This is a genomic window from Acinetobacter sp. F9, from assembly GCF_019195275.1.
GTDB lineage: Bacteria > Pseudomonadota > Gammaproteobacteria > Pseudomonadales > Moraxellaceae > Acinetobacter > Acinetobacter pseudolwoffii.
In genome coordinates, this window is record NZ_CP078068.1 from 471,333 (window position 1) to 478,064 (window position 6,732).

At 42.9% G+C, this 6,732-nt stretch carries 7 protein-coding genes; 2 read left to right on the forward strand and 5 right to left on the reverse strand.

Annotated features, from left to right (window positions below; all coding sequences use genetic code 11):
* The first annotated feature begins 24 nt into the window (after positions 1 to 24).
* Positions 25 to 1,095: an alanine racemase gene (alr, locus tag KT990_RS02140; protein WP_218209052.1), complete on the forward strand. Its 1,071-nt coding sequence runs from the start codon at positions 25 to 27 to the stop codon at positions 1,093 to 1,095.
* A 45-nt stretch (positions 1,096 to 1,140) separates the two neighbouring features.
* Here the strand turns inward: alr and KT990_RS02145 are convergent, their stop codons facing one another.
* From KT990_RS02145 to KT990_RS02165, 5 genes are all read right to left on the reverse strand, one after another.
* Positions 1,141 to 1,572 carry a BLUF domain-containing protein gene (locus KT990_RS02145; RefSeq protein ID WP_218209053.1) on the reverse strand — a complete coding sequence of 144 codons (432 nt, stop codon included), beginning with the start codon at positions 1,570 to 1,572 and terminating at the stop codon, positions 1,141 to 1,143.
* A 78-nt stretch (positions 1,573 to 1,650) separates the two neighbouring features.
* Positions 1,651 to 2,385, reverse strand: a complete 735-nt coding sequence (locus tag KT990_RS02150) for a proteasome-type protease (RefSeq protein ID WP_218209054.1) — start codon at positions 2,383 to 2,385, stop codon at positions 1,651 to 1,653.
* A gap of 13 nt (positions 2,386 to 2,398) precedes the next feature.
* The gene (locus KT990_RS02155) at positions 2,399 to 3,178 is read right to left on the reverse strand and encodes a transglutaminase family protein (RefSeq protein ID WP_218209055.1); all 780 of its coding nucleotides are present in this window, start codon (positions 3,176 to 3,178) and stop codon (positions 2,399 to 2,401) included.
* On the reverse strand, positions 3,175 to 3,777 hold the full coding sequence (locus tag KT990_RS02160) for an alpha-E domain-containing protein (protein ID WP_005097250.1): 603 nt from the start codon (positions 3,775 to 3,777) through the stop codon (positions 3,175 to 3,177). Before KT990_RS02160 ends, KT990_RS02155 begins: the two co-directional genes overlap by 4 nt.
* A 22-nt stretch (positions 3,778 to 3,799) precedes the next feature.
* Positions 3,800 to 5,359 carry a circularly permuted type 2 ATP-grasp protein gene (locus KT990_RS02165; protein WP_100535296.1) on the reverse strand — a complete coding sequence of 520 codons (1,560 nt, stop codon included), beginning with the start codon at positions 5,357 to 5,359 and terminating at the stop codon, positions 3,800 to 3,802.
* Between the two features lie 239 nt (positions 5,360 to 5,598).
* Between KT990_RS02165 and KT990_RS02170 the strand changes: the two genes are divergently transcribed.
* Complete coding sequence (locus tag KT990_RS02170; RefSeq protein ID WP_005097252.1) at positions 5,599 to 6,606, forward strand: helix-turn-helix transcriptional regulator; 1,008 nt, start codon at positions 5,599 to 5,601, stop codon at positions 6,604 to 6,606.
* The last annotated feature ends 126 nt before the right edge of the window (positions 6,607 to 6,732 follow it).

The window sequence follows — 6,732 nt, forward strand, 5'->3', positions numbered from 1 at the left end:
TCGTCCCTCCAGGAGTAATTTAGGGTGCGCCAAGCTACAGTTTATATTGACAGTGCAGCACTGCAATATAATTTAAACCGTGTCAAACAACTTGCCCCAACCGCTAAAATCGTCAGTATGGTCAAAGCCAATGCTTACGGACATGGAGTTAAAGACTGCCTGGCAGCCTTAAGTGCAAGCGATGCTTTTGGTGTCGCATGCTTACAAGAAGCCCTGGAAATTCGTGAACTGGGTTATCAACAGCCGATCACGCTCATCGAAGGTGTTTTTGTTGCAGACGAAATGCCAATCGTGATTGATCAGAATATTGAAGTGATTGTGCATCAGCAGGCACAGGTCGATTGGCTCTTGGCACATAAAGATGCTTATATCGCCAAAGACCTGAAAGTCTGGGTCAAGCTGAATAGCGGGATGAACCGTCTTGGCTTTAAAATTGATGTAATTAAAGACGTGATCAATCAACTCAAAGCTGAAGGTTTTACTTGTGTTTTGGCGATGCATTTTGCCAATGCCGATGCTGATCACCCGCTGAATGATGAACAAATCCGTCAATTCTTAGAAATTAAAAATGACTGCGCACCATTGATGGGTTCATGCTGTAATTCAGCAGCCATTTATAAATATCCAGAATTGCATTTTGATTTTGTCCGTCCCGGGATCATGCTTTATGGCGCGACTCCATTTGCAGATCGTGATGTACATGACCTGGATTTAAAACCGGTTATGACCTTTACAGCTGAAATTATTGCCTTGAATGATATTCAAGCGGGTGAGCATGTCGGTTATGGTTCGACGTTCACCGCAGATCAGGACATGACTTTGGCCATTGTTTCAATTGGCTATGGTGATGGCTATCCTCGTGCTTTCCCCAAACAGAACTATGTCGCAATCAATCGTCAGCAAACTCGCGTGATTGGCCGCGTAGCGATGGATATGATCGCTATTGATGTCACAGGATTAGAAGTGCAATTAGGTACAGAAGTCGAACTTTGGGGGGAAACCCGTCTGGTGGATGATGTAGCGACAGCCAATGGTACGATTGGTTATGAACTATTATGTCGATTAAGCAATCGGGCACGACGTAAAGTAATCTGATTTAATCTAAAGATCCAAAAAAGCCCAACCAGTGTTGGGCTTTATTTAGGCTGACTTTTGTTCTTCACCTTGCTCTACACATAATTGCAGCAATAGAGCATCAACATGACTTTGCTGAAATGCAAAAGGGTTAAAGTCATTAAATCCCATGTCCTGACAGAATTGCTGGATTTGACTGCGTTTAGAAATATATTTCATCGACCAGTCCGGGAAACTCGGATATTCGATTTCCTTGGTCTCAAACAATTTAATATCATGATGGCGAGGATCTTTATTGAGTCTCTCGAGCAGCAGACTTTTTAAGGTTAAACACTCACCTTCCAGACATTGAAAAAAATAACCATCGGCAAAATACAGCACGCCTGTGACTTGATAGCGATGATTAAAATCACGTGCTTCTTTCAGGATATTGGTCAGATCTTCAAGCAAATCAACTTTAGAAGACGTACTTTTACTGGCGTAACAAAATTGGTACATGCGCTAACTTATCTATTTTTATTATGCGGGTGCACAGAAGTTAATACTGTACGCGAAAAAACTGAACCAGAATACCTTTTACAGAAAATATTCATTCGATGGAACAGGTAGCGCTGCCAGTCCTTTTTTTAAGGTGTCTGACCATTGCCGGCTGATCGACGTGAAATATTCATCATCTTCAGCAATACGTTTACCCCTCGGCATCATTAAACTGTCTTTTTTATACACCAGCACATCGAGTGGCATGCCGACCGATACATTGGAACGTAGGGTCGATGCAAATGAAATCAGGGAACAGCGCAAAGCTTCATCCAGCGGCATATCATAAGTCAGCGCACGGTCCAGGATCGGCTTGCCATATTTACTTTCGCCAATCTGGAAATACGGCGTATCGCGTGTGGCACAGATAAAGTTTCCTTGCGGATAAACATGATAGAGCTGCATATCCTGATCTTTAAGCTGCCCCCCGACCAGCAGATTGCAATAATAATTACTTTGCTCCGAAATATCGCTCGTAACATTCGCAATCACTTTTTTCAGCATACTTCCAACCAGCTCAGCAACATCAAACATGGTGTGCAGACTCAAGATATTGGGTTCCTGCTTCAGTTCGAGCTGATTTTTGATATGCCCAATTACGGCTTGTGTTGTTGCCAGATTTCCGGATGCCTGTATCACGATCATACGTTCCCCAGGAATACCAAAGGTATACAACTTTCGAAATACAGAAATGTGATCTACTCCGGCATTGGTCCGGGTATCACTGATAAAAAGCATACCTTGCTCTAAACGTAGTGCACAACAATACGTCATTCATTCGTCCTTATTAACATCCTAGCACTTGAACGATGGAATGCATGGATTCCACACCGCCCTTTTCTCTAACACCACGTACTGGTGCCACATCCCAATAATCCCGTCCAATCGCCACATAAACATGCGAACTTGGAGTAAACAACAGATTACTGACATCAAAACAATACCATGTCTGGTCTACAAACACCTCTGCCCAAGCGTGACTGGCCAGATGCGAAGCATTTTGTGCATATAAATAACCAGAAACATAGCGGGCAGGTAAACCTAGATATTTGCACATGGCAATGAAAATATGACTATGGTCCTGACAGACGCCCTGTCTGGACTCAAAGGCATCTATTGCAGAGCCTTGCACTGAAGTACTGTTCGAAATATAAGGCACATGCTCCAGCAATGCTTGCGCCAGTCCAATCAGATGTTGACGGGTTAATGCAGGAACATGACGTTGTGCAAAATCTTTCATTGCTGAATTACATTGTGTCGATTCGGTCGGCTGTAGAAAAAGATTGGGATTGATTGAATCATTCAATCCACTCTGATGCGCAGGATTCAGCTCGACTATTCCTTGTGCCATGATAGTCAGGGAATGATAAGGCTCCCGCTGGCTACAGGTCATCCACAGATTATGAAATGCATCTTTCCGGATTTCTTTATTACCCGGTACACTGATATCCCAAGAATGCACCCGCTGATGCGCATTGCTCGAAGGCATCATTTTAATGTACTGAATACTGTTCCTCACCTCGGCCGTGTACATATAGTGCGTTTGGTGATTCACCATCAATTTCATACATCTGCCTCAAACAGTTGATGAATATGGTCGCTAAACTGATAGAACTGAATCCGGTTCGGCTCTGTACGCAACTGTTCCCAGTATTGCTCCAGATCACCCCAGCCCATTTCCACTAGAATTCTGACTACATCATCGATCTTGCACAGTGTCGTACTGGTTTCTTCACCGAGTCGTAACTGATGATCGAGCTGTTCGACACATTGTCCCAAACTAAAGAACAGAAAAATATCGGCAGATTCAGCTTCCAGAATATCTTCACATTCAGTCACCACTTCACAAATATAACCAGCATTTTTATCTGCAGTTTTGATCAGTTTCATCAGCTCTGCATAGCCTGATGCAGACAATACTCCGCGTAGTTCCTGAATATTATCTTTAGCCACTTTAAACTGCTGGCTAAAAGATGCGGTCTGAGTTGAATCTAGTACCAATTCATTTAAGGAACTGGCATCAAAAGCGGGTAAACAAAAAGCATGGGCATAGGCCACAGCTGCTTCGTCTTCTAAAAATGGAAAGCGCGCACATAAAAAATGAGTGCGAGATAAATAACGCCCTAACCAAAAAATATGTTGTGCATTGCTATTCAGCAAAACCATGACATTTTCCTTCTTTGGAATATTATGAATGTAAATTGTCGACTACCCAGGTATCTTTAATACCGCCACCCTGTGATGAATTCACCACCAGTGAACCGGGCTGCATCGCTACACGTGTCAAGCCACCCTGCACAATTTCAGTACGGTAAGGCGAGCTTAAGACAAATGGGCGCAAGTCAATATGACGTTCAGCAATACCAAAATTGGTCAAAGTCGGACTAACCGATAAGTCCAAAGTTGGCTGCGCAATATACAAATGCGGCGCAGCTAAAATTTTCTCCCTGAAAAATTCAATTTGCTGTTTCGAAGCCTGTGGCCCAATCAGCATGCCATAACCACCCGAACCCTGAGCTTCTTTTACCACCAGCTGGTCCAGATGGGCCAAAACATAGCTTAAATCTTGCTGATTACGACATTGATACGTCGGAACATTTTTTAGTATTGGCTGTTCACCCAAATAAAAATGAATCATTTTATCGACATATGGATAAATCGATTTGTCATCTGCGACACCTGTACCCGGTGCGTTGGCAATCAGGACATTATTTTGTAAATAAGCTGACATTAAGCCAGGTACACCCAGGGTACTCTCCGGTTTAAAGCATAATGGATCGAGATAAGCATCATCGACCCGTCTATAAATAACATCGACTCTTTGGCGACCACGTATAGTTTTTACATAAACCTTCGAGTCATCAACAAAAAGATCACGTGATGTTACCAACGGTACATTCATTTCTCTTGCGAGAAAGGCGTGCTCATAGTAAGCACTATTAAAACGCCCTGGCGTCAGCACTACGACAAAGGGTTTGTCGACATGGGCATTTTCGATCAGGATTTCTTTTAAAAGCTGCGGGTATTGCTCAATTCCAGCAATCTTGGACTGTTCAAATATTTTCGGCATCAGCTTTTGGCTAATCTTACGGCATTCCAGCATATAAGAGACACCCGATGGCGTTCTAAGATTGTCCTCCAAGACATAAAATTCGCCCTTGGAATCACGTATTACATCAATGCCACTAATCTGGCTATAAATCCTGCCTTTCAGGCTATGTTGATACATATGCGGCTGATAAGCCTCATGCGTCAAAATCTGGAGTTCAGGAATGATATTGGCTTTTAAAATATCCTGTTGATGATAAATGTCATGTAAAAACAGATTCAGTGCGCGCACGCGTTGTGCCGACCCCAGAGCCACCATATTCCACTGTTTGCGGTCAATCACTCGTGGAATGATATCGAAAGGAATGCTTCGCTCTACCCCCTCTTTATCTTCGTAAACCGTAAAGCTAATGCCATGATGTAAAAAATGTTCTTTTGCCACCTGATTCAGAGCATTCAATTCATCCAGCGTGTGTTGGGATAACCATTCTTCCAGTCTTTGACTTGCCTGACTGGACATGACTTGCTCATCCTGCATTTCATTAAAGAATTTTGAAGACAACTGTTGAAATAAAAGTTGTGGATTTGCTGTAGTCGATACCGTTGCTGTTTTAGCCTCTATAAAATTTTTCCCAAGATTTTGGGAACTAAAATTATCAATTTTTTCAATTACATTTGTATCCCGATTTCCTTTAAGCATACAAACCTCGTCTTATCATCTATTATAATTAAATCAAAGCAATATCCATGCCATTGAACCTATATTGCGACTACCATTAATCTAATAAATGCGCCCTGAACTCAATGCCATTTCTTACCAAGTTGTTTTTAGTTTGTAGGACAATTGTTGCGCAGAAAGACTTGCGAAAAAATGAGAGTTTTTTTATTGTGTTAGTCTAAGCCTAAATCCCATCCTCTTTATCGCCAGCAAAATAAATTATGTCAGCACAAGAAAAAGAAACCTCGAATAGCCTGTATCGCCAATGGCAAATCTTGTCGCGTCTTTCTACCGGCAAATGGATGGGAACACGTGAATTACAGGAAATCTTGAATCGCGAAGGAATTGATATCAGCCTGCGTACCATTCAGCGTGACCTGAACCAGATTGCGCAGCGCTTTCCAATCGAAAGCAGCAAGACCACACCACAAGGCTGGCGTTGGCGCTCAGATGCACCGCTGCAAAGCTTGCCGCATATGACCAGCTCACAGGCGGTCACCTTTATGATGGTCGAAGAACATTTAAAACATTTGCTGCCACCGAGCCTGATCGAAGAAATGAATCCCTGGTTTGATCTGGCACGCCGCAGTCTGTCCTCGCAAAACAATGTCCGCCAATGGATTAATCGGGTACGGATTGTGCCAGCCACCCAACCGCTCATTCCACCTTTCGTGGATAAGACTGCACAGCAGGCGGTATATGAAGGCTTGTTGCAGGACAAACAGCTGGAATGTGTCTATCAGGGCCGCGGTCACAACAGCGAAGAAAAGACTTATATCCTCAATCCACTGGCTTTGGTGCAAAAAGGCTCCATCATTTATCTGGTCTGTACCCGTCATGACAAATCTGATATTCAGACCTTTGCCCTGCACCGTTTTAAATCGGCAGTAGTTCTCAATTCACGTGCCCTGCATCCGGTGAATTTTGATATTGATGACTATATCGATTCTGGTGCATTGGGCTTCCGGGTGGATTTCAATCACCCTACTGAAAATGTCATGCTAAAACTGAGCATGTCGGAATCGGATGCACATTATTTTGAGGAAAGTCAGCTCAGTAAAGATCAGAAGATTGAAAAACTGGACAATGGTATGTCGCTGATTAGTGCAACGGTTCCTTTTACTTCACAACTGGTGTGGTGGCTGCGCAGCTTTGGTAAAAAGATTAAACATATTGAACCCAGTATGGTGTCCAATGCAGTTAGCCAGATGGATGAGGAAAACCCTTAACCAAATGGATTTCATTCAGCTTTAATAATTCCAGAATAAAAAAATCCCCAGATTGGGGATTGGAGAATTATGCTTGTATTTTTATGATTGTTCTGGTGGTCTACCGCTGTACCAACCTGCTTTTCT